The 20840-nt window shown below is 69.6% G+C and carries 23 protein-coding genes; 19 read left to right on the top strand and 4 right to left on the bottom strand.

The window, feature by feature from the left end:
- The first annotated feature begins 8 nt into the window (after positions 1-8).
- Positions 9-1637: a sodium:solute symporter family transporter gene (locus tag NKG98_RS17100; RefSeq protein WP_425504414.1), complete on the top strand. Its 1629-nt coding sequence runs from the start codon at positions 9-11 to the stop codon at positions 1635-1637.
- 2 nt (positions 1638-1639) lie between these two features.
- A complete protein-coding gene (locus NKG98_RS17095) occupies positions 1640-2098 on the top strand; it encodes a universal stress protein (protein WP_254767339.1) in 459 nt (152 codons plus the stop codon).
- A gap of 2 nt (positions 2099-2100) precedes the next feature.
- Here NKG98_RS17095 and NKG98_RS17090 read toward each other — a convergent pair whose 3' ends face one another.
- Positions 2101-2325: a DUF8119 family protein gene (locus tag NKG98_RS17090; protein WP_254767338.1), complete on the bottom strand. Its 225-nt coding sequence runs from the start codon at positions 2323-2325 to the stop codon at positions 2101-2103.
- A gap of 136 nt (positions 2326-2461) precedes the next feature.
- Here NKG98_RS17090 and NKG98_RS17085 point away from each other — a divergent pair, with 136 nt between their 5' ends.
- A complete protein-coding gene (locus tag NKG98_RS17085) occupies positions 2462-3010 on the top strand; it encodes a tRNA (cytidine(56)-2'-O)-methyltransferase (RefSeq protein WP_254767337.1) in 549 nt (182 codons plus the stop codon).
- Between the two features lie 16 nt (positions 3011-3026).
- On the opposite strand, the gene NKG98_RS17080 is transcribed toward NKG98_RS17085, so the two are convergent.
- The gene (locus NKG98_RS17080; protein ID WP_254767336.1) at positions 3027-3575 is read right to left on the bottom strand and encodes a metallophosphoesterase family protein; all 549 of its coding nucleotides are present in this window, start codon (positions 3573-3575) and stop codon (positions 3027-3029) included.
- 121 nt (positions 3576-3696) lie between these two features.
- Here NKG98_RS17080 and NKG98_RS17075 point away from each other — a divergent pair, with 121 nt between their 5' ends.
- The 13 genes from NKG98_RS17075 (at position 3697) to NKG98_RS17015 (ending at position 16218) form a co-directional block, all read left to right on the top strand.
- Positions 3697-4359, top strand: coding sequence for a DUF6517 family protein (locus tag NKG98_RS17075; RefSeq protein ID WP_254767335.1), 663 nt, complete (start codon positions 3697-3699; stop codon positions 4357-4359).
- Between the two features lie 61 nt (positions 4360-4420).
- On the top strand, positions 4421-4939 hold the full coding sequence (gene tfe / locus NKG98_RS17070) for a transcription factor E (RefSeq protein WP_254767334.1): 519 nt from the start codon (positions 4421-4423) through the stop codon (positions 4937-4939).
- Positions 4939-5613: a DUF2110 family protein gene (locus NKG98_RS17065; RefSeq protein WP_254767333.1), complete on the top strand. Its 675-nt coding sequence runs from the start codon at positions 4939-4941 to the stop codon at positions 5611-5613. Before tfe ends, NKG98_RS17065 begins: the two co-directional genes overlap by 1 nt.
- Positions 5614-5617: 4 nt before the next feature.
- Positions 5618-6391 carry a DUF5803 family protein gene (locus NKG98_RS17060; RefSeq protein WP_254767332.1) on the top strand — a complete coding sequence of 258 codons (774 nt, stop codon included), beginning with the start codon at positions 5618-5620 and terminating at the stop codon, positions 6389-6391.
- A gap of 52 nt (positions 6392-6443) precedes the next feature.
- Entirely contained in the window at positions 6444-7019 is a 576-nt protein-coding gene (locus NKG98_RS17055) for a chemotaxis protein CheW (protein WP_254767331.1), read from the top strand.
- Between the two features lie 110 nt (positions 7020-7129).
- Positions 7130-7492, top strand: a complete 363-nt coding sequence (gene cheY, locus NKG98_RS17050) for a chemotaxis protein CheY (protein WP_254767330.1) — start codon at positions 7130-7132, stop codon at positions 7490-7492.
- Positions 7489-8607: a chemotaxis-specific protein-glutamate methyltransferase CheB gene (cheB, locus tag NKG98_RS17045; RefSeq protein WP_254767329.1), complete on the top strand. Its 1119-nt coding sequence runs from the start codon at positions 7489-7491 to the stop codon at positions 8605-8607. Before cheY ends, cheB begins: the two co-directional genes overlap by 4 nt.
- Complete coding sequence (locus NKG98_RS17040) at positions 8604-12080, top strand: Hpt domain-containing protein (RefSeq protein WP_254767328.1); 3477 nt, start codon at positions 8604-8606, stop codon at positions 12078-12080. The genes cheB and NKG98_RS17040 overlap by 4 nt, the downstream gene beginning before the upstream one ends.
- A 154-nt stretch (positions 12081-12234) precedes the next feature.
- Positions 12235-12831, top strand: coding sequence for a chemotaxis protein CheC (locus tag NKG98_RS17035; protein ID WP_254769492.1), 597 nt, complete (start codon positions 12235-12237; stop codon positions 12829-12831).
- Positions 12828-14072, top strand: a complete 1245-nt coding sequence (locus tag NKG98_RS17030) for a chemotaxis protein CheC (RefSeq protein ID WP_254767327.1) — start codon at positions 12828-12830, stop codon at positions 14070-14072. Before NKG98_RS17035 ends, NKG98_RS17030 begins: the two co-directional genes overlap by 4 nt.
- Complete coding sequence (locus NKG98_RS17025; RefSeq protein ID WP_254767326.1) at positions 14069-14584, top strand: chemotaxis protein CheD; 516 nt, start codon at positions 14069-14071, stop codon at positions 14582-14584. The genes NKG98_RS17030 and NKG98_RS17025 overlap by 4 nt, the downstream gene beginning before the upstream one ends.
- Positions 14581-15405: a CheR family methyltransferase gene (locus tag NKG98_RS17020; protein WP_254767325.1), complete on the top strand. Its 825-nt coding sequence runs from the start codon at positions 14581-14583 to the stop codon at positions 15403-15405. The genes NKG98_RS17025 and NKG98_RS17020 overlap by 4 nt, the downstream gene beginning before the upstream one ends.
- A 138-nt stretch (positions 15406-15543) precedes the next feature.
- Positions 15544-16218: an HD domain-containing protein gene (locus tag NKG98_RS17015; protein WP_254767324.1), complete on the top strand. Its 675-nt coding sequence runs from the start codon at positions 15544-15546 to the stop codon at positions 16216-16218.
- Here the strand turns inward: NKG98_RS17015 and NKG98_RS17010 are convergent, their stop codons facing one another.
- Positions 16219-16896 carry a LysE family translocator gene (locus NKG98_RS17010; protein ID WP_256558435.1) on the bottom strand — a complete coding sequence of 226 codons (678 nt, stop codon included), beginning with the start codon at positions 16894-16896 and terminating at the stop codon, positions 16219-16221.
- A 161-nt stretch (positions 16897-17057) separates the two neighbouring features.
- Here NKG98_RS17010 and NKG98_RS17005 point away from each other — a divergent pair, with 161 nt between their 5' ends.
- Complete coding sequence (locus NKG98_RS17005; RefSeq protein ID WP_254767323.1) at positions 17058-17372, top strand: carboxypeptidase regulatory-like domain-containing protein; 315 nt, start codon at positions 17058-17060, stop codon at positions 17370-17372.
- A 59-nt stretch (positions 17373-17431) separates the two neighbouring features.
- On the top strand, positions 17432-18184 hold the full coding sequence (locus tag NKG98_RS17000; protein WP_254767322.1) for a DUF7847 domain-containing protein: 753 nt from the start codon (positions 17432-17434) through the stop codon (positions 18182-18184).
- Positions 18185-18209: 25 nt separating this feature from the next.
- On the opposite strand, the gene NKG98_RS16995 is transcribed toward NKG98_RS17000, so the two are convergent.
- Complete coding sequence (locus NKG98_RS16995; RefSeq protein WP_254767321.1) at positions 18210-20027, bottom strand: formate/nitrite transporter family protein; 1818 nt, start codon at positions 20025-20027, stop codon at positions 18210-18212.
- 206 nt (positions 20028-20233) lie between these two features.
- Here NKG98_RS16995 and NKG98_RS16990 point away from each other — a divergent pair, with 206 nt between their 5' ends.
- Positions 20234-20839, top strand: a complete 606-nt coding sequence (locus NKG98_RS16990; RefSeq protein WP_254767320.1) for a TlpA family protein disulfide reductase — start codon at positions 20234-20236, stop codon at positions 20837-20839.
- Position 20840: the final 1 nt, after the last annotated feature.

The following is a 20840-nucleotide window of genomic DNA, read 5'->3' as shown; positions in this document are numbered from 1 at the left end:
AGATCCCGATGGTAGAGATTCTCCTGCAGGGGGAGGCGTTCGACGTCGCCGAGGGCGGCTTCAAACTGCTCCCGGCGCTGATCCTCGTCGGGATGCTGGTGCTTTTCCTCGCGGTCGGCTGGTTCTTCCGCGTCGCCGCGGTCGACGACCTGTGGGTCGCGGGCCGCTCGATCGGGCCCATCGAGAACGGGATGGCGATCGGCGCGAACTGGATGAGCGCCGCCTCCTACCTCGGGGTCGCGTCGCTGATCGCGCTGGCCGGCTACTTCGGGCTGGCGTATCTCGTCGGCTGGACGACGGGGTACTTCATCCTGCTGATCTTCATGGCCGCGCAGTTCCGCCGATTCGGGAAGTACACCGCGCCGGACTTCATCGGTGATCGGTTCTACTCCGACTTCGGTCGCGGCCTCGCGGCGCTGACGACGCTGCTGATCGCGTACGTCTACGCGGTCGGTCAGGGCAGCGGCATGGGGCTGATGGCTCAGTACATCTTCGGCGTCCCCTACGAGGTCGGCGTCGTCCTGCTGATGCTCGTCACGGTCGGCTACGTCGCCCTCTCGGGGATGCTCGGCGCGACCAAGAACATGGCGCTGCAGTACGTCATCCTGATCGGCGCGTTCCTGATCGGGCTGTACGCCGTCGGCTGGTCGCAGGGCTTCTCGTCGGTCCTGCCGTACCTGCAGTTCGGCGACGAGGTGGCCCAGGTCGCCAGCCTCGACGAGCAGTTCACCGAACCGTTCGCCAACGCCGGCTACTACACGTGGGTGGCGACGTGTTTCACCCTGATCGTCGGCACCTGCGGACTCCCGCACGTCCTCGTGCGCTTCTACACGGTCGACAACGAGCGCACCGCGCGCTGGTCGACGGTGTGGGGGCTGTTCTTCATCTGCCTCCTCTACTGGGGCACGGCCGCGTACGCCGCGTTCGCCGCGATCCTGTACGAGGACGGCGGCTACGGCAGCTACACCGGCATGACCGGCGTGGAGGCGGACGCGACCGTCGTGATGACCACCGCGCTCGCCGACCTTCCCCAGTGGCTGGTCGGACTGGTCGCCGCCGGTGCGGTCGCGGCCGCGCTGGCGACGGTCGCGGGGCTGTTCATCACGGCCTCCTCGGCCGCCGCACACGACATCTACACCAACCTCATCAAGGAGGACGCCTCCCAGCGCGAGCAGTTGATCGTCGGCCGGGTCGCGATCCTCGTGGTCGGCCTGCTGGTCACGATCACCGCGTTGAATCCCCCGGGGCTCATCGCCGAACTCGTCGCCGCGGCGTTCGCCATCGCCGGAACCGTTTTCTTCCCGGTGTTCTTCCTCGGACTGTGGTGGGAAAACACCACCCGCGAGGGGGCGATCGCCGGCATGCTCGTCGGTCTGACGCTCTCGTTCGGGTCGATACTCGACGCGTGGTTCCTCAACCTCGGCGACGGGGCGATCCAGGCGGTGCTCCCGGCGACCTCGTCGGCGCTTGTCGGCGCCCCGCTGGTCATGGGAGTCATCGTCGTCGTCTCGCTCGTGACGAACGACCCGCCCGAGGACGTCAAGCGCCTCGTCCGGCAGTGTCACAGCCCGAAACCGATGCAGCGCACGGACTCCGCCGAGGACGTCGTCGGCGGCAACGCCCCCTCTGACGACTGATCATGTACGACACGATCCTCATCCCGACTGACGGAAGCGACGTCGCCGAAGCCGCCATCGACCACGCGGTCGACCTCGCCGAACGCTACGGCGCGAACTTGCACGCACTGTACGTCGTCGACACCGACGCGGTCGACGTCGGCCTCGGTACCGAACAGGTCGAACGCATCAAGGCGGGCCGGTTCGACGAGATGCCCGAACTGGAGTCCCGCGCGCTGGAGGCCACCGACGTCGTCGCCGACCGCGCCGGGAAGTACGGCATCGAGGTGATCGAGTCGGTCGTCGCGGGCCGCCCGCACATCGAGATCGCCGACTACGCCGAGGCGAACGGGATCGACCTGATCGTCATCGGCTCGCACGGCCGCTCGGGCGTCCGCCGGGCGCTGCTCGGCAGCGTGACCGAGCGCGTCCTGCGGACGTCCCGGGTACCGGTGCTCGTCGTCGACGCCGAGGACGAGTAACGCTACGACTCGGACCCTTTTTCTGTCGGCTCGAAGCCGAACAGCCCGTAGTAAGCGACGACCCCGGCGAGCATGAACATGTAGTAAGCCCAGCGGGGGCCGTCGACGACTTCGAACAGGATCGACACCATCGTGACCCAGACGACCGCGAACGCGAGGTCCGTCAGCAGGCCGTAGCGGTGTTCGGCGACGTACTCGCGTACCGCGTCGAGCGCGCCAGAACTCATCGTCGTCTCCCCCGCCCGCGGTCGCCGCCGGTCGATAGCCGTCGCGTCATAGCTGGGCGAGCGCACCGAACCGGCAAAAAACCGTCGTCGTCGGGAAAGCGAAACCGCCTAACCCGGCCCGCGACTCGTCTCGACCATGCACGAGGAACCCGAGGTCGCGGTGCTCCGACTCGGCCACCGGCCCGGCCGGGACGAGCGCATGACGACTCACGTCGGCCTGACGGCGCGGGCGCTCGGGGCCGACCGCGTCCTCTTCCCCGAGAACGCCGCTGGCGCGCTGGAGACCGTCGCGGACATCACCGACCGCTTCGGCGGGCCGTTCGAGGCCGAACTCACCGACTCCCCCCGCGGCGTCGTCCGGAACTGGGAGGGACTGGTCGTCCACCTGACGATGTACGGCGAGCGCGTCCAGGACGTCGAAGCGGAGCTCCGCGCCGCGCGGGCCGACGCCGACGAGCCCCTGCTGGTCGTCGTCGGCGCCGAGAAGGTGCCGTTCGACGTCTACGAGGCCGCCGACTGGAACGTCGGCGTCACGAACCAGCCCCACTCGGAGGTCGCCGGCCTCGCGGTGTTCCTCGACCGGCTGTTCGAGGGCCGCGAACTCGACCGCGAGTGGGAGGACGCCGACCGCCGGGTCGTGCCCCGGGAGACGGGCAAGCGCGTCGTCGACGTCGACGACTCCTGAGGTCGTCGCAGCCGGCTCAGGCCTCGTGAACCGTCACGTCGACTGCCCCGTCGTCGACGTCGACGGTCATCATCGTCGCGACCTCGGCCGGCTCCGCCCCCGTCGCGGAGCCGGGGTTGAGCACGCGAACGCCGTCGTGAACCTCGTCCTCGACGCGGTGGGAGTGGCCGCCGATCCCCACGATTCCCTCGCCGTCCCACGCGCGAGTCCGGGCGCGAGCGGTGTCCGCGATCGCGTTCAGCCAGTCGTCGTCCCGCATGACCAGCCCGTCGTGGCCGTAGACCGCCGACTCGACCGGGTCGATCGTCCCGTGGGTGACGACGAACGTGACGCCGTCGACGGCCACGTCCGCGACCGCCGGGAGACCGATCCCGGCCGGGTCGGCGTTGCCGTGGACGGCGGTCAGATCCGACGCGAGGTCGCGGACCTCCTCGAGGACGTCGGGCGTCTCGAAGTCGCCGGCGTGGATCACGTGGTCGGCCGCCGCGATCCGCTCCCGGAACGGCTCGGGGATCGACGTCGCTCGCTCCGGGACGTGCGTGTCGGAGATAAGTGCGAGTTCCACGAGCGACACGTGTCGCGTACCAGTAAATAGCTGGCGATAATTCGTCTACGTTGACAGCACGCCGGCGACGTCCGTCCGAACCCGATACACTCATGGGAACCGACCGGCGAGTCCTGCGGACATGAAGCGCCGAACCGTGATCGCGGGCGCCGGGAGCGTCGGACTCGCGGGCCTCGCCGGCTGTACAAGCCTGCTCCGGGACGGGCCGACGACGTTCGAGGCCTCCCCCGGCGGCGTCGCCGCGGCTACCCGCGAGGAGACGGGCTACGAGGAGACCGGCGTCGAGGACGCGCGGGTCGAACGGGAGTTCGAGGCCGCCGGCCAGTCGGCGACGGTCGTCGTGATCAACTACGTGACCGAACACGAGAAGGCGGTCGAGGTGGGGTCGCTGCTCCGACAGCCGGCGGCCGTCTTCGTCGTGCTGTCGACGCCGAAAGTCGAGGTGCTCGGCGAGGAGTTCAACCCCGTCGCGGAGATGTCCACCGCCGACCTCGTCGACCTCGTCGGGGACAACTACGACGACATCGGCGACCCCGAGCACGACGAGGACGGGACGGTGACGATCCTCGACCAGGAGACGACCCGCTCGCGGTTCACCGCCGACGCGACGTTCGCCGGAGTCGACCTCCCGGTCGACCTCCACGTCACCGAGGCCGTCGCGGCCGACGGCGACCTGCTCGTGACCGTCGGCGCCTACCCGCGGGAACTGCGCCCGGTCGAGGAGGGGAACGTGATCGAACTCATGGAGTCCGTTGTCGGGACGGCCGACGGCGAGCGGGAGTGAGCGGGCGAGCGGCCGAAACGGTTGACAAGACTTAATGGCCGCATGGCCTTACGGACAGTTAATGGCTTTTGAGGACCTGCTCGAGGACCCGGTCATCCAGAAGTACTTACACGAGCTGGTCGGTCCCAAGGGGATGCCCGTCGCGGCGGCACCGCCGGACGGCGAGGTGACCGACGAGGAACTCGCGGAGGAACTCGACCTCGAACTCAACGACGTCCGTCGGGCGCTGTTTATCCTCTACGAGAACGATCTGGCGAGCTACCGACGGCTGCGCGACGAGGACTCGGGCTGGCTCACGTATCTCTGGACGTTCGAGTACGACAACATCCCGGAGAACCTCGAAGAGGAGATGTACCGGCTCCACGAGGCCCTCGAGGAGCGCCAGGAGTACGAGCGCACCCACGAGTTCTACCTCTGTGAGATCTGCTCGATCCGCTTCGAGTTCGGGGAGGCGATGGACTTCGGCTTCGAGTGTCCCGAGTGTGGCTCGCCGCTGGAATCGATGGACAACGACCGGCTCGTCGACGCGATGGAGGAGCGCATCGCCGAGCTCGAGGACGAACTCAACATCGACGTCTGATGGTCGTACTCGCGACGAAACTGTACGTCGAGGGCGAGGCCCGCGAGCGGGCGCTGAACTCGCTGCGCTCGCTGGTCGACAACGCCGTCGGCGACCTCGACGTCGACTACGAGGTCGGGGTCCGCCACGACGACTTCCCGTCGGTGACGGTCGAAGGCGAGGACGCCGTCGTCGCCCGCAACGTCCTCCGCGAGGAGTGGGGCGAGGTCGTCCCCGACCTCGAACCGGGCGAGACCTACGTCGGGACCCTCGAATCGTGGGACGAGGAGGGGTTCACCCTCGACGCCGGGGAGCCGGTCCGGATCCCGGCGGACGAACTCGGCCTCGGCCCGGGCTCCCCGGCCCAGATCCGCGAGCGGTTCGGCCTCGTCCAGCACCTGCCGTTGCGGTTCGTCCGGGGCGGGGAGGACGAGCCCGCCCGGCTGGCCGACGAGGAGCGCGACCGGCTCTACGAGTGGTCCCGCGGGAACGGCCGACTGAACGTCAACAGCGCGACCCGCGCGGAGGTGCGCGCGACGCTCAACCGCGCCGGCCACGCCCGCGACTACGTCACCGTCGAGCGACTCGGCCTGCTCGAACAGAGCGTGATCTGTACCGAGGACACCGACCCGCCGGGGCTGATCGCCAGCGTCGGCGAGTACCTCCCGGCGGAACTGCGCGCCGTCGTCCCCTGACCGTATGAATCGTCGACTCGCCCTCGCGACGGTCGTGGCCGCCCTGCTCGTGACCAGCGCCGGCTGTGCCGCGTTATTCGACGGCGACATTCCCGACGAGGAACTCGACAGCGAGGCCGACTACGCCGACCTCAGGGAGCGTGACGCCGACGTCGTCGTCGACGTCGAGAGCGGCGGCCTCCTGAGCAGCGGGGAGTTCCGGGCGGTCTACGACCTCAACGACACCGAGGAGCTGTCGCTGTACCGGTCGGGTTTCTTCCGCGACGAGCCCCTCGATATCCGCGCCGTCCGCTACTGGCACCCGAACGGGACCGAACTGACCGGCTCGCAACTCGAGATCGATCGGAGCCGGTCGGCCACCGAGGTCCGCGTCCCGGACGGCAACGGGACGCTCGCGTTCTCCGGCCCCGCCGACGGGAAGACGTTCCAGCTGCCGGCGTACGTCGAGGGCTCCTACGAGGTGACCCTCCCGGCGGGCTATCGGACCTCGAACTTCCTGATCGGCGACGCGAGCCCCGGCGGCTACGAGCGGGAGGTCGTCGACGACCGCGAGCGACTGGCGTGGGAGCACGTCGACTCGACGATCACCCTGCAGTACTACGCCACACGGGACCTCAGGCTGTTCGCCGGCCTGATCGCCGTCGCGCTCACCCTCGGCGGCGCCGGGATCGCCTACTACTACCGCCAGATCCTGCGCCTGCGGCGGCGACGCGAGGAGATGGGCCTCGACGTCGAGATCGAGGACGACTCCGACCGGGGGCCGCCGGGGTTCGGCTGAGCGAGCCGGGGGTCAACGTTTTATCCGAGGGCTGAGATACTCAGCTGAGAACATGTCCGCGGACCTTCCCGAGAAACTCCTCGGGATCGACATCGACGACTCCGAGGAGCAACGAGAGGGGGACGACGAACCGGAGGAGGAACTCGAACGCTTCCTGTTCTTCTCGATCGGCGAGCGACGGCTCGCGGTGTCCGTCGACGAGGTGAAGACGATCGTCGACCCGCCGACGTCGCCGACGCGCGTCCCCCGCTCGCCGGAGGCGATTACGGGCGTGGTCGACCTCCGCGGGGAGATCACCGCGGTGATCGAGCCCCGGGAACTGTTCCCGGCCGAGGCGGCGCCGAGCGACGAACCCCGCCTCGTCGTCTTCGACCGGCCGACCGACCGCCAGCCGGCGGCGATGATCGTCGACGAGGTCCGCGGCGTCGAGTCCGTTCCGGAAAGCGACGTCCGCGACCCCGACGAGGTGGCGGCGGACGTCGCCGGCGGCGCGCTCGAACACCCGCTGGTCGTCGGACTGGTCGAGCGGGAGCGAGCGGACGGGACCGACGCGGGGCGGATCGTCGTCGAGGTCACCCCGCTGGTCGACGTCGACCGGTTATTGCTGGCCGCCGGGCGGCCGGCCTGAGCGGCGGTCGGATCGAGAGCCGGCGTCGAGTTCGTTGGTTATCACGTCTGATAACCGAGAGACAGCATTTATGGTAGTCGTATCGGTATCGAACCTTGGTGTACAACTGAATGTCGACAGGGGTCCTCATCGTAGACGACTCACATTTTATGCGGAACCTCCTCCGACAGATTCTCGAAGAGGAGTACGATATCGTCGGGGAGGCGGCCAACGGCGCCGAGGCCGTTAAGCTGTACAAGGAACACCGGCCCGACATCGTCATGATGGACATCGTGATGCCGAAGTGCAACGGCATCAAGGCGACCGCGGCGATCAAGAAACTCGATCCCGGTTCGCGGGTCATCATGTGTACGAGCGTCGGCCAGCGCGAGAAGATGAAACTGGCCGTGAAAGCCGGTGCGGACGGATACGTCACGAAGCCGTTCGAAGAACCCAGCGTTCGGAAGGCCCTGGCAGACGTCGTTCCCGCATGACGCGCGTACTCGTCGTCGACGACTCGCGGTTCATCCGCCGGGTCGTCGACGACGCGCTCACGAACGCCGGCTACGACGTCGTGACCGCCGCCGACGGCGCCACGGCGGTCGAGGCGGTCGACGAACACGACCCCGACGTCGTGACCATGGACGTCGAGATGCCCGGGATGAGCGGCATCGAGGCGGTCGCACGGATCATGTCCGCGGCCCCGACGCCCGTGCTGATGCTCAGCGCCGACACCGCAGACGGCGCGGAGGCCACCCTCGACGCGCTGGAGCGCGGGGCCGTCGACTTCCTCCCCAAGGCGAACACCGACGGCCGGGACATCGACGACTTCGCGGCGGCGGTCGTCGAGAAGGTCGACGACCTCGCGGCCGCGAGTATCTCCTCGCTGGCGCTTGCACGCACGACGGCGGCGGCCCACGCGGCCGGCGTCGCCGCCGAGACCGCGGACCGGCGAGGGGTCGCCGGCACGGTCGCGCGGGAAGGCGACGCCGAGACCGTCGCGCTCGACGGCGAACCCAGCGGGGACCCGACGGTCGTCGTCGGCGCGTCGACGGGCGGGCCGCGGATCGTCGAGCGACTGGTCGCGACGCTGCCGGCCGACCTCGGGGCGAAACTGCTCGTCGTCCAGCACATGCCCTCGGAGTTCACCGCGCGGTTCGCCGAGCGACTCGACGCGATCAGCGAGTACGAGGTGCGCGAGGCCCGCGACGGCGACCGGATCGGCCCCGGCGAGGCGCTGGTCGCCCGCGGGGGCTACCACCTCGCGGTGCGGAACAACGTCGGCGGCCGCGTCCGGGTCGGCCTCGAAGACGGCGAGCGGATCCACGGGGTTCGCCCGGCGATCGACGTGACGATGCGGACGGCGGCCGAGCGGGTGTCGGACCCGCTGTGCGGGGTCGTCCTCTCGGGGATGGGCCGCGACGGCGCGGCGGGGATCGAGGCCGTCAAGGAGGCCGGCGGCCGGACCATCGCCCAGGACGAGCGGACGAGCCCGGTCTTCGGCATTCCGGCGAAAGCCATCGAGACCGGTCGCGTCGACGAGGTCGTCCCCGCCGAGGGGGTCGCCGAGAGCATCGTCGACGCGTTCGACACGGAGGGAGAACGATGACCGATTACTGGACGGAGTTCGTTCAGGAGAGCGAGGAGAACATCACGGAACTGAACAACGCGCTACTCGCGCTCGAGCGCGACCCCGGCGACGAGGCGGCGATGGAGGAGATCTTCCGCATCGCCCACACCCTGAAAGGCAACTGCGGGGCGATGGGGCTGACGCGGGCGAGCGACCTCGCACACGCGATCGAGGACCTGCTGGACGCGGTACGCGCCGGCGGGGTGCCGGTGACCCCCGAACTCATGGACGTCGTCTTCGACGCCGTCGACGAACTCGAAGGGATGGTCGACGAGGTCGCGGTCCACGAGGAGATCCGGACCGACCCGACGGCGACGATCGAGGCGCTCCGGGACCACCTCGAAGAGGCGACGGAGGCCCCGGCGATCCGCGCGCCGACCGACGACGAGATAGACGCCACGCTCGCGCGGTTCGAGGCGCCGACCGACGACGACCACGACGCGTTCCTCGCTCGCCTCTCGATCGAGCCGGACGAGGAGGTCAACAACGGAAGGCTGGTCGCCGACGCGCTCGCGGACGCCTTCGACCTCATCGGGACCGAACCCTCGCGCGAGGCGATCGAGAACGAGGAGTACAACTGGACGTTCGACGCCGTCTTCGGCAGCGCCGTCGGCGAGGCCGCCATCGCGGCGGCGTTCGACCCGATCGACGCCGTCGCCGACTACGAGATCGTCAGCGTCACCGACCGCATCGAGCGCGACGGCGGGATCACCATCGGCCAGCCCGACGCCGACGTCGACATCTCGCCCGACGAGGCCGAGGAGCTGTCGGTCGACGAACTGCTCGACGAGTTCGAGGCGTTCGACGACCTCGACGCGATGGTCGAGGACGTCGAGGACGACGACGACCTCGAGGCGTTCGACGACATGGGCGAGGCCGGCTCGTTCGACGACCTGCTCGACGAGGAGGACCTCACGGAGGAGGAGGAGGCCGACGACGAGCCGGACGACGAACCCGACGAGGAGGCCGACGAGGTCGACGACGCCAGCGCCGTCTTCGCGGAGCTGAAAGAGGAAGTCGAGATGGTCGAGTTCGACGAACTCCAGGAGGAACTGGAGGAACTCGAGTTCGACGAGTTCGACGAGGAGGAGGTCGGCATGGACGAACTCCTCGGCGACGACTTCGACGACGACGGCTCGTTTCTCGGCGATGACGCGGCCGACGACCCCGACGATGGCGGCGACGCCGACGCGTCGCCAGCCGCCGACTCGACCGCCGCCGACGCCGGGACCGCCGTCGACTCGTCGCCCGACCTCTCGGTTGACGACGGCGCGGCCGACGCGAACGAACCGGACCCCCCGGTCGACGACGGCGCGGCCGACGCGAACGAACCGGACCCCCCGGTCGACGACGGCGCGGCCGACGCGGACGAACCGGACCCCCCGGTCGACGACGGCGCGGCCGACGCGGACGAACCGGACCCGGCGGACGACGACGGCGCGGCCGACGCGGACGAACCGGACCCCCCGGTCGACGAGACGTTCTCGTTCGAGTCGGTCGCCACCCCCGCGTCAGGGTCGGACGACGGCGCGGCGACGGCCGAACCGGCCGCGGACGACGAACCCGACGTCTCCTCGACGTCGGCGGGAGACGACGGGGCGACGGACGAACAGGCCGTCGGGACGGTCGAGGAGCCCGCGGACGCGGCCGAGGCAGACGAGACCGAAGCGAGCGACGAACCCGAACCGGCGGGCGACGGCCACGAATCGACCGCCGAGGTCGATGAGGCGGCCGGCGACGAGTCGACCGACGGGACCGACGAGCCGGATTCCGAGGTCGACGAGGGGGCAATCGAGCCCGACGAACCGGCCGGCGACGGCGTCTCCGCCGACGCGGAGGGCGTCGACGAGCCCGAACCGACCGACGAGGGCGCCGAGCCCGAGGCCGGGTTCGAGTCCGACGCCGACTCCGGGACTGCCGACGCCGGGTTCGACCCCGGCGCGGACGAGGTCGCGTTCGAGCGCGGCGCCGCCGCCGACTTCGACGACGACCTCGACGGGTTCGACGGCGACGCGGACGACGACTTCGGCGACGCGGACGACGACTTCGAGGACTCTTTCGACGACGACGACCTCGGCGACCTCGACGTGGAGGCGGACGACGACTTCGACGTCGGCGAGTTCGAGGCGGACGCCGGAGCCCTCGGCGCCCTCGAGACCGCCGAGGCCGACGCCGCTACGGACGACGGCTTCGGCGACGCGAGCGGCGGCGACGCCGCGGCCGAGCGCGTCTACGAGGACGTCCCCGAGATGGAGGTTCCGGACGTCGACGTGCCGGCGATCCCGGACGAGGAGTCCGGCGACGACGAGGACGACCGACCGGGGTCGATCCGGGTCGACGCCGAACAGATCGACTCGCTTCTGAACCTCGTCGAAGGGCTGGTCACGAGCCGCGTCAGGCTCCGCTACGCGGTCGACTCCGGCGCCGACTACGGAACGCTCGACGACGAACTCGACCAGCTCGAGGACATCACCACGGACCTCCAGGAGGCCGTGATGGACGTCCGGCTGGTCCCGCTGGGGTCGGTCACCAACCGGCTCCCGCGGGTCGTCCGCGACATCGCGCGCGACCAGGGGAAAGACGTCGAGTTCGACCTGCGCGGCGAGGACGTCGAACTCGACCGCGGGATCCTCGACCGGATCGGCGACCCGCTGATCCACCTCGTGCGAAACGCCGTCGACCACGGCATCGAAGCGCCCGAGGAGCGCGAGGCCGCCGACAAGCCGGCGACGGGCTCCGTCGCCGTCCGGGCGGCGCGCGAGCGCGGCCGGGTCACAATCGACGTCGAGGACGACGGCCGCGGCCTCGACCCGGACGCGCTGCGCGAGGCGGCCGTCGAGGCGGACGTCCTCGACGAGGACGAGGCCGACGCGCTCGACGACGCGGAGGCCTACGAACTGATCTTCCACCCCGGGCTGTCGACGGCCGAGGAGGTCACCGACGTCAGCGGCCGCGGCGTCGGGATGGACGTCGTCGAGCGGACGATCGAGGACCTCGACGGGTCGATCGAGATCGACAGCGAACCCGGCGAGGGGACGACGGTGACGATGTCCCTGCCGGTGACCGTGGCGATCGACGAGATCCTGTTCCTCGAGAGCGGCGGCGAGGAGTTCGGCGTCCCGGTCAAGGCCGTCCGGGACATCGGCGACTCGACCGCCGTCGAGCGCGTCGACGGCCGGGAGGTCTTCGTCGGCGACGACGGCGAGGAGGTTCCCGTCGTCGACCTCGACGAGGCCCTCGGAACGGACGGCGGCGAGGCGGACGTCGGCATGGTCGTCCGCATCCGCGACGACGTCCGACCGATCGCGCTCCGCTGCGACGAGGTCCACGACCAGCGGGAGGTCGTCGTCAAGCCCTTCGAGGGGTTCATGGGCGGCATCCCCGGCCTCAGCGGCGCGACCGTCCGCGGCCGGGGCGAGGTCGTCACCATCCTCGACGTAACGACACTATGACCGCATCCGTACTACTTCGAGACACACCCATGATTCGACCCACTCACATCCACACGGCGTCCGCGTCGTCCCCGCGAACGGACGCGACGAACGCATCGGCTCGAGACGACACCGCGAACGAGAACGCACGATCACGGAGGAGCGAACGAGCATGATGGTCGACATCCGGAAGCTGAGCTTCGTAGACGAGATGGCGAAAGTCGGGACGAACGGCGTCGCGGACAACATGAGCAAACTCACGGGTCAGGACGCCCAGATGGAGGTGACGAAGACGAACTTCGTCGACGTCGCGGAGATCAAATCGGGCGTCGAACCCGGCAAGCGCGTCGGCGTCCGCGTCCGGCTGCTGGACCCGCCCCACGGCCACATCCTCGTGTTGTTCCCCGAGGACAGCGCGAAGAAGATCACGGCGATCATGCTCCGGGACGTCGTCGACGACATGTCGAACGTCTCGAGCAAGATGGCCCGCAGCGCCGTCGAGGAGATGGGCAACATGATGGCAAGCGGCTTCATCGACGGCTGGGCCGACGTCCTCGGCCGGGCGATCGACACCGCCGCGCCCCAGCTCGTCTACGCGCAGGCCAGCGAGGTCGTCGTCCGGACGGCGAGCCTCGGCAGCGACGACCTCGCGTTGTTTTTCGACTCGGACCTGACGGTGCCCAGCTACCAGATCGAGGCCGAGATCTACGCCTTCCCCGACCTGGAAGAGTTCGTCCGGATGATCAACGGAATGGAATCGAACGCGGCATGAGGCTGGACGTCAACGCGCTGGGGACGTTCTACCGCATGGCCCGCGAGGGAGCGGGCCTGTCGGCCGGCCGGCTCACGAAGATGGCCGGCGTCGACACCCGGGTAGGCGTCACGAAGCTCAACTTCATGCGCGGCTCGGAGATCCGCCGCAACTTCGAGGACGGCGTCGAGAAGGTCGGCATCCGCGTCGACATCTCCGGCGGCCTCGAGGGCCACGCCGTGGTCGTCTTCGACCGCCAGAGCGCCCTCGAGATCGTCGAGATGCTCGTCGCCGACGACGAGGTGGAGGCGTTCGACGAGATGAGCCGCAGCGCCGCCAAGGAGGTCGGTCAGGTGATCAACAACGGCTTCATCGACGGCTGGGCCGACGTTCTGGAGACGGTGATCGACGTCTCGACGCCGGGGTTCATCGAGGGGACCTCCGCCGAACCGTTCCTCGCGGACGTCGACGAGACGCCCGACGAGGGCGACCTCGCGTTGCTCTTCGAGAGCCAGATCGAGGCCGTCGGCACCGAAATCGCCTTCAGCCACTACCTCTTCCCGGAACGGGAGTCGATGGCCCAGTTGCTCGAACGCCTGCGCGAGAACGACGGCATCGAGTACGACAAACTGGACGGCTTCGACCGGATGGCCGAACAGGGTGCCGAGGAGGTCGCGAAGACGGCGACGTCGCTGACGGGGATCGAGACCGGCGTCGAGATCCGGCGGCTGAACTTCGTCTCGCTGGAGGCCATCCCCCAGGAGTTCGTCGGCGGGAAACTCGTCGGCGTCGCCTTCGAGTTCGACGGGACCCCAAGCGGCTACCTCCTGTTCATGTTCGACGAGGAGTCCGCCCGCGAGGTCGTCAAGGCGATGGTGCCGACCGGGACCGAGAGTCCGGAGGAGGAGGGCTTCGACGAGATGGGCAAGAGCGCCATCATGGAACTCGGGAACATCATGGCAAGCGGCTTCCTCGACGGCTGGGCGAACGTGCTGGACACGACGATCGACCACTCGACGCCGGAGTTCATCCACGACATCGGCGCCGCGGCGGTCGACCCCGTCGTCGTCGGCCTCGGCCAGAACCAGGAGTTCGCGTTCGTCTTCGACACCGTCATCACCGCCGCCGGCCGCCAGTTCGACTGCGAGGTGTACGCGATCCCCGACGAAGAGGACCTCGAACGAGCGCTGAACAACCTCGACGTCGGCCGCATCGAGGAGACGCCGACGACCGCCGAGTTCGACGAAATCGAAGGCACATGAAAACCTACGGCTCCGAACCGGGCGCCCCCGAACCGGTACAGGTCGGGATCTCCGAACTCGTCGTCAGCGAGGGCGAGGACACGCTCAAGTCCTACGGCCTCGGCTCCTGTCTGGCCATCGCCCTCTACGATCCCGGGACGGACGTCGGCGGCCTCGCCCACGTCATGCTTCCGGACGGCGACGAGTCCGAGAGCAGCGACGCCAAACCCGGCAAGTACGCCGACACGGCCATCCGCGCGCTGTTGCGCCGGATGGTCGAACGCGGGGCCACCTACACCGACGTCGAGGCGAAGATCGCCGGCGGTAGCGACATGTTCGAGTTCGACAGCTTCGGCGACGGCGTCGGCCAGCGCAACGTCGAAGCCGCCAAGGAGGAACTCGAGAAACTCGGCGTCCCGCTCGTCGCCGAGGACGTCGGCGGCGAACACGGCCGGACCGTCGAGTTCACCCCCGGAACCGGACTCCTCGTGGTCAAGACCGCAAGCGACGGCGGCGGAGTGACGGAGCTGTGAGCGACGACGCGTTCGAGCGGGTGCTCGCGTACGTCGAATCGGAGATGGGGTTCGCGACGAGCCACTACAACGACAGCTACCTCGACCGGCGGGTCACCTCGCGGATGCGACGGACCGACACCCCGAGCTACGAGGCCTACCTCGAGTTGCTCCGCGAGGACCCCGACGAGCGGGAGGCGCTGCTGGGTGCGCTGAGCATCAACGTCACCGGCTTCTTTCGCAACCCGGACGTCTGGGCCGGCATCCGGGAGGTCATGCGCGACCTCTCGGCGGCCAACGAGAGCGTCCACGTCTGGAGCGCCGCCTGCGCCGACGGCCGCGAGCCCTACTCGCTGTCGATGCTCGCCCACGACGACCCCGAGATCGACGAGACGTCCGTCCACGTGCTGGCGACCGACATCAGCGAACCCGCCCTCGAAACCGCCCGCAGCGGCGTCTACGAGGAGTCACGCACCGTCGACCTCCGCGACCAGCTCGCGTTCCTCGACGACCCCGAACGGTACGTCGAGCGCGACGACCGGCGCTACCACGTCTCCAGGGCGGTCCGCCGGAACGTCACGTTCGAGCGCCACGACCTCATCAACGACGAGCCCCGGGCCGGGTTCGACCTCGTGATCTGCCGGAACCTGTTTATCTACATCGACGCCGACTACAAGCGCTCGATGCTGGATACCATCTCGCAGTCGCTGCTCCCGGGAGGGTACCTCGTCATCGGGAAAGCCGAGACGATCCCGCCCGAGACGGGCTCGGAGTTCGAGATCCACGACAGCCGCCTGCGGATCTACCGGCGCGACCCCGACGCCCGTCGGCGGCGGCGCTGACGGGACGGCGCCGCGACACCGTGAGCGGCGTCCTGACGGCCGACTCGCGCGCTCGTTCGGTCGAACCAAAGGCTAAAGAGCGAAACAACCGAACCAGTACCCAATGACTATCGCTCGTTTGCTGCGGAGGGATCTATCGTGGGCGTCGAGATAAAAGAGACCAGAGTCTCCGACGCCGAGTTCGAGGCGATGACCGAGTTCGTCTTCGAGTACCTCGCGGCCAGCGTCGAGAAGGAAGACGAGGGGGGACGGATGCGCTGGTACCCGTGGCACTCCGCGGAGTACCGGCACAACCACATCCTCAACGTCGTCTCCCTCGCCGAGGAGATCGCCCGCAAGGAGGGCGCCGACGTCGACGTCACGCGCGTCGCCGCGCTCTTTCACGACGTGGCCAAACTCGAAGCCGACCAGGAACTGCACGCGGAGGCCGGCGCTCGCGTCGCCCGCAAGTACCTCGAATCGCGCGGGGAGTACCCCGAGTCGTTCGTCGATCAGGTGTGTCGCGCCGTCGAGAACCACTCCTATCAGGGGGATCTGTCGGACGTCTCGCTGGAGACGCAGTCTCTCATCGAGGCCGACCTGCTCGACAAGGTCGGCGCCAACGGCACGGCGCTCATGCTGTTGCGGATGGGCTACGAGGCCCGGACGCACATGGACGCCGACGAGATGATCGAGCGCGTCCTCGAACGGGGCCGCGAGGCCGGTTCGCGCGTCGAGAGCGACACGGCCGAGAGCATCGCCCACCAGCGACTCAAGCGCGTGAAGTGGTTCGGGGAGTGGCTCGAAGACGAGATCGCCGAACTCGGGGACTGATCAGACGAACCCGCGGGCGCCCAGCGCGAGAAAGAGCGCACCGAACCCCGCGAGGACGACCCCGCTCAGCAGCGCGACGACCGGCGCGAACGCGTCGACGCGCCGCCCGGCGGCGACGAGCGCGGCCGGGTAGGTCACGATCCAGACGAGGATGCCCGCGAAGAAGCCCACGAGCAGCGCCGGGCTCCCCGTCTGGACGACCAGCAGACCTTCGAGGCTCGCGCCGACGGCCGGCACCCGCGAGAGGACGTCGACGACCCCCGGCTGGAGCAGGCCGACGCCGACGGTGAGCCAGAAGCCGATCTGGTAGGGGTTCGTCAGCGAGAGCGCGAACGCCTTCCGGAAGCCCGTCGAGGCGTCGTCGACGCCGCCGGTGAACGACGCCTCGCGGGCCTCGCCGACGGCGTCGACGGCGAACGCAAGCATGAGCACGCCCCCGCAGACGTACAGCAGGTGCTCGACGGTCGGGTTCTCGCCGACGACCGCGGCGACGCCCGCGAACGCGAGGACGAAGAAGACCACGTCCGCGAGCATGGCCCCGACGCCGGCGCGAAAGCCCGCGCCCCACCCGCGGACGACGCTCTCCCCGGCGATGATGGCGTTCATCGGCCCCGGCGGGGCCGCCAGCGCGACGCCGAAGACGACGCCGGCGAACAGCGATGTCACGGCGGAGGTCACGAGTCGGTACGCGAGTCGGCGGGGGAGGAAGAAAAACGCTCCGGAGTCGGCAGGGCGGTATCACCGGTTCCGCCGTCGACTGGAGCCGACACGGGCGACGCGAGCGCGACGCTTGAAACGGCAGGTCGTACTTTCTTCCCCTTCCCGTGGTAACGGCCCGCATGAAAACCGTCCGGCCGCTCGTTCTCGACCTCGACCGCGACGACGTGCCAGTGGGGGAACCGCTCGCCGTCCGCGTCCGCGACGGCCGGGGCAAACCGGTCGCGGACGCCCTCGTCGCCAGCGCCCGCTCGGAGGCGCGGACGGGCCCCGACGGCCGGTGTCGGCTCACCTTCCGGGCGCCCGGATTCAGGCGCGTCGTCGCCGCCAAGGAACCGGGCGAGCGCGTCGCCTACGAGCCCACCTCGGCGCTCGTGCGGGCCGTCCCCGCGTCCACGCGACGGCTCGCGGGCCGGATGGACGCGCGGTCCGACTAGGCGGCCCCGATAGATCATTTCAGAAACATATAAGAGCTGGTGAACGAGAGACGGTAGCGATGGCCCTCCAGCTATCGCGTGCGATCGGAGACGGTATCAGACGCGTACCGACGCGAACCGGCGGGGTCCTGTTCGGGCTCTTGCTCCTCACGCAGTTGCTGACCGTGGCGTCGACGAACACGCTCATCGAGGACGCCCTGCCGGCGGAGGCGGCCCCTCAGGTCGGGCTGACGCTCCCGCTTTCCGGGACCGCCGCGGCCGTCCTGCTTGGCGCGACGTACGCCTTCACCGGCGTCTACGGCGTGCTCGTCGCCCGGGGGTTCGCGCGGCCGCTGTCGGCGCTGTCGACGTTCCCCTCGGAGCTGTACACCCGCCACGTCGGCCGGGCGACGCTCCGAACGCTCGTCGGCGGCGTCGTCGTCGGCGTCGCGGTCGCGGTCGGCACCCTCGTGCTCGTCGTTCCGGGGCTGTTCCTCGCCGTCTCGTTCCTGTTTTTCATCTTCGCGGTCGGCGTCGAGGACCGCGGCGTCGTCGGCGGCCTTCGGCGCAGTTGGGCCCTCGCGCGGGGGAACCGGCTCAGGCTGGGGCTCGTCGTCCTCTTCCTCGCCGGCACCGGGATGGTCGCCGGGATCGTTCCGCCGCTGTTCGCCGCGGCCGGCGCGCCGTCCCTCGGCGACCTCGCCTCCGTGCTCCTCAACAGCGTCCTGTTCGTCTTCGTCTACGGGATCATGGCCGCGGCGTACCTGCAACTGCGCGACGGCGACGCCAGCCCCTCGGCCAGTTCGACCGTGACGGTCGAACCCGGCGACTAGCCGCGACCGGGTTCCGTTTTCGACGCTACCAGTGGCCGAACAGCCGCTGGATCAGGCTGCGCTCGCCCGGCCGCTCGGCGAGCAGTACGGAGCTGTCGACCTCGTTGACGACGTCCATGTGCAGCGAGTCGGTCACCAGCCGGTAGAGCAACCCTTCCTCGGTGGCGCCGATGAGGATCAGCGAGTGGTCGTCGGCCTCGCGACAGATCGCCCCCTCGACGTCGCCGGAGTCGTCGACGACGAACGTGGCGTCTTCGAGGCCGTGTTCGGCGGCCCACTCGGAGAGGAACTGCTCGCCGGCCTCGCGCTCCTCGGGGCCGTCGACGACGTGCAGCAGGGTGACCTCGGTGCCGACGACCGTCCGGAGCGTCTCCGCGACCTCGGCGCTCAGGTCCGAGTCCGGCCCGCCGGCGGTCGGCAGGAGCGCTCGCGAGACGTCGAGCCCCCGGGACTCCAGCACGAGGAAGTCGCAGGGAAGCTGGCTGGTCAACTCGTCCATCGGGCGCTCGGCCCGGGCGGCGCCCCACGGCCGGTCGTTGCCCCAGCCCATCACGACCAGATCAGCGTCCTGGTGCTCGGCGGTGTCGATGATGTCCTCGAACGAGCGGTGGGAGACGATCGTCGAGGTGTCGCAGGCGACGTCGTAGCTGCGTGCCGTCTCGCGGATGCCCTCCATCAGTTCCTCGGACTCGGCGACGATCCGCTGGCTCTGGCCGGCGTCGTAACGCATCGCCGCCCGATTGGGCATCTGGATAATGTGGACGGCGTGGACGGTCGCCCCCTCCCGGTCGCGCGCGAGGGTGCAGGCGAGGTCGACGAGGTGGGTCTCGGTGCGCGGGTTCGCGATCGGGACCACGATCCGGTAGGGACCGGTGTCGTCGTGGCCGCTCGACTCCGCGGTGTCGATCAGCGGGACGTACGAGCGACCCGCGAAGCTGCCGAACACCCACTCCCGGGGCGAGAGCTGTCGGTCGACGCCGTCGAAGCGGGCCGATTCGAGGCGACGCTCGCTCGTCTGGAAGTAGTTGACGACCGTCACGAGGACGATGCCCCCGAGCGTGTTCCCGAGCAACACCGGCAGGACGAACTCGACGAGTCCGACGTGGACCGCGATCTGGCCCGCGAACGCCAGATAGAGCATCTCGGTGAACGAGACGACGACGTGAAAGAGGTTCCCGAGCGGGATCGCGAGGAACGCGAGGTAGACGACGACGAGCCGCGAGATCGTGTCGCGGGCGGCGTACTCGACCCAGACGACGCCGGCGACGATCAGGCCGGCGAAGGCGGCCTTGAAGAACAGGTCCCACCAGCCGGTCTCGACGCCGTGCTGGGCGATGTCGAACGCCGCAGTCGCCGCCTCCGGCGAGAAGACCCCGCCCCACGAGAGGGTGGCCGCGCCGAGGGCGCCGCCGGTGAAGTTGCCGGCGAGCACGATCGACCAGTGGCGCAACAGCGCGGGGATACTCGCCAGCCGTTCGAGGGTCAGCGCCACCGGCGGCAGCGTGTTCTCGGTGTAGAGCTGGTAGCCGCCGATGATGATGTAGACGAACCCCAGCGGGTACAGCAGCGCGCTGAGGATCGGGTCGCCCCCGGTCGAGGCGTACAGCGAGGCGTACAGCAGGAACGTGATCGTGATCGCGAAGCCGGCGGCGAGGCCGCTGAAGAACAGTTCGCGGCTGCCGGAGGTGATCTCCTCGTCGGCCGCGGCGACGATGCGCTGGAAGACCTCGTCCGAGGAGAACCGGTCGCGGACGACCGCGCCGGCGGCGGGCGCGCCGCTTCTGGACCGATCGACCGCGTCCCGAACGGACGTCTCCTCGTCGGGGTCCTCGGATTCGATCATTGTCGGGATCAGACGGGCCGAACGCCTAAGCGTTTGCCATCTACGACGTTCCGCACGAACGATCCCGACCGACCCCGCCGCGACGGCGGCCGAACCAGTGGAGACTTTTGATCGGACGTCGTAGGGCCGTGTATGCACGTCCGCCGAGGTCGATCGACGCGTCCCGCCGCGGGGACGGCCCCGACGAGCGGGGGAGGTGAGCGGCCGTGAGACGGCGCGACGCGCTCGCGGGCCTCGCCAGCGCCGGCGTCCTCGTCGGCGGCGGCGCGGTGATGGTCCGCGGGCTCCCCTCGTTCGCGACGGGCGCCGCGTCGGACCCGGACGGCGGGGGCGACGACGGCGACGGGACCGACGACGAGACCGCAGTCGGCGGCGGGATCGAAGCCGACGGCTCGGTCGCGGTCGAGACGGTCGAGGCCCCCGGCAGCGACGGCGGGCTCGTGCGCGTTCCCGGGGACGCCCCCGCCACCCTCGTCGAGTTCTTCGTCACCGGCTGTGGGAACTGTCAGGCACAGATGCCCCGCCTCGCGGAGGCACGAGAGCGCATCGACGACGAGGTGCAGTTCCTCTCGGTCACCTACCAGACCCCCGACGCCGTCCCGCCCGCCGAACTCGCCGACTGGTGGGACCGCCACGGCGGAACCTGGCCCGTCGGCTACGATCCGACGCCGGGGCTGGCGAGCCAGCACGGGGTCGTCGGCTACCCGGTCGCGCTCGTCGTCGACGGGGACGGCGAGAAGCGGTGGCAGGAGATCGGCGTGAAGGAGCCGGAGGAGTTCGTCGACGCCGTCGAGCGCGTCCTCGACGGCTGAG

Origin of the sequence: Salinilacihabitans rarus, assembly GCF_024296665.1 — an archaeon.
Lineage (GTDB): Archaea > Halobacteriota > Halobacteria > Halobacteriales > Natrialbaceae > Salinilacihabitans > Salinilacihabitans rarus.
This window is presented reverse-complemented; position numbering and strand designations above follow the sequence as displayed.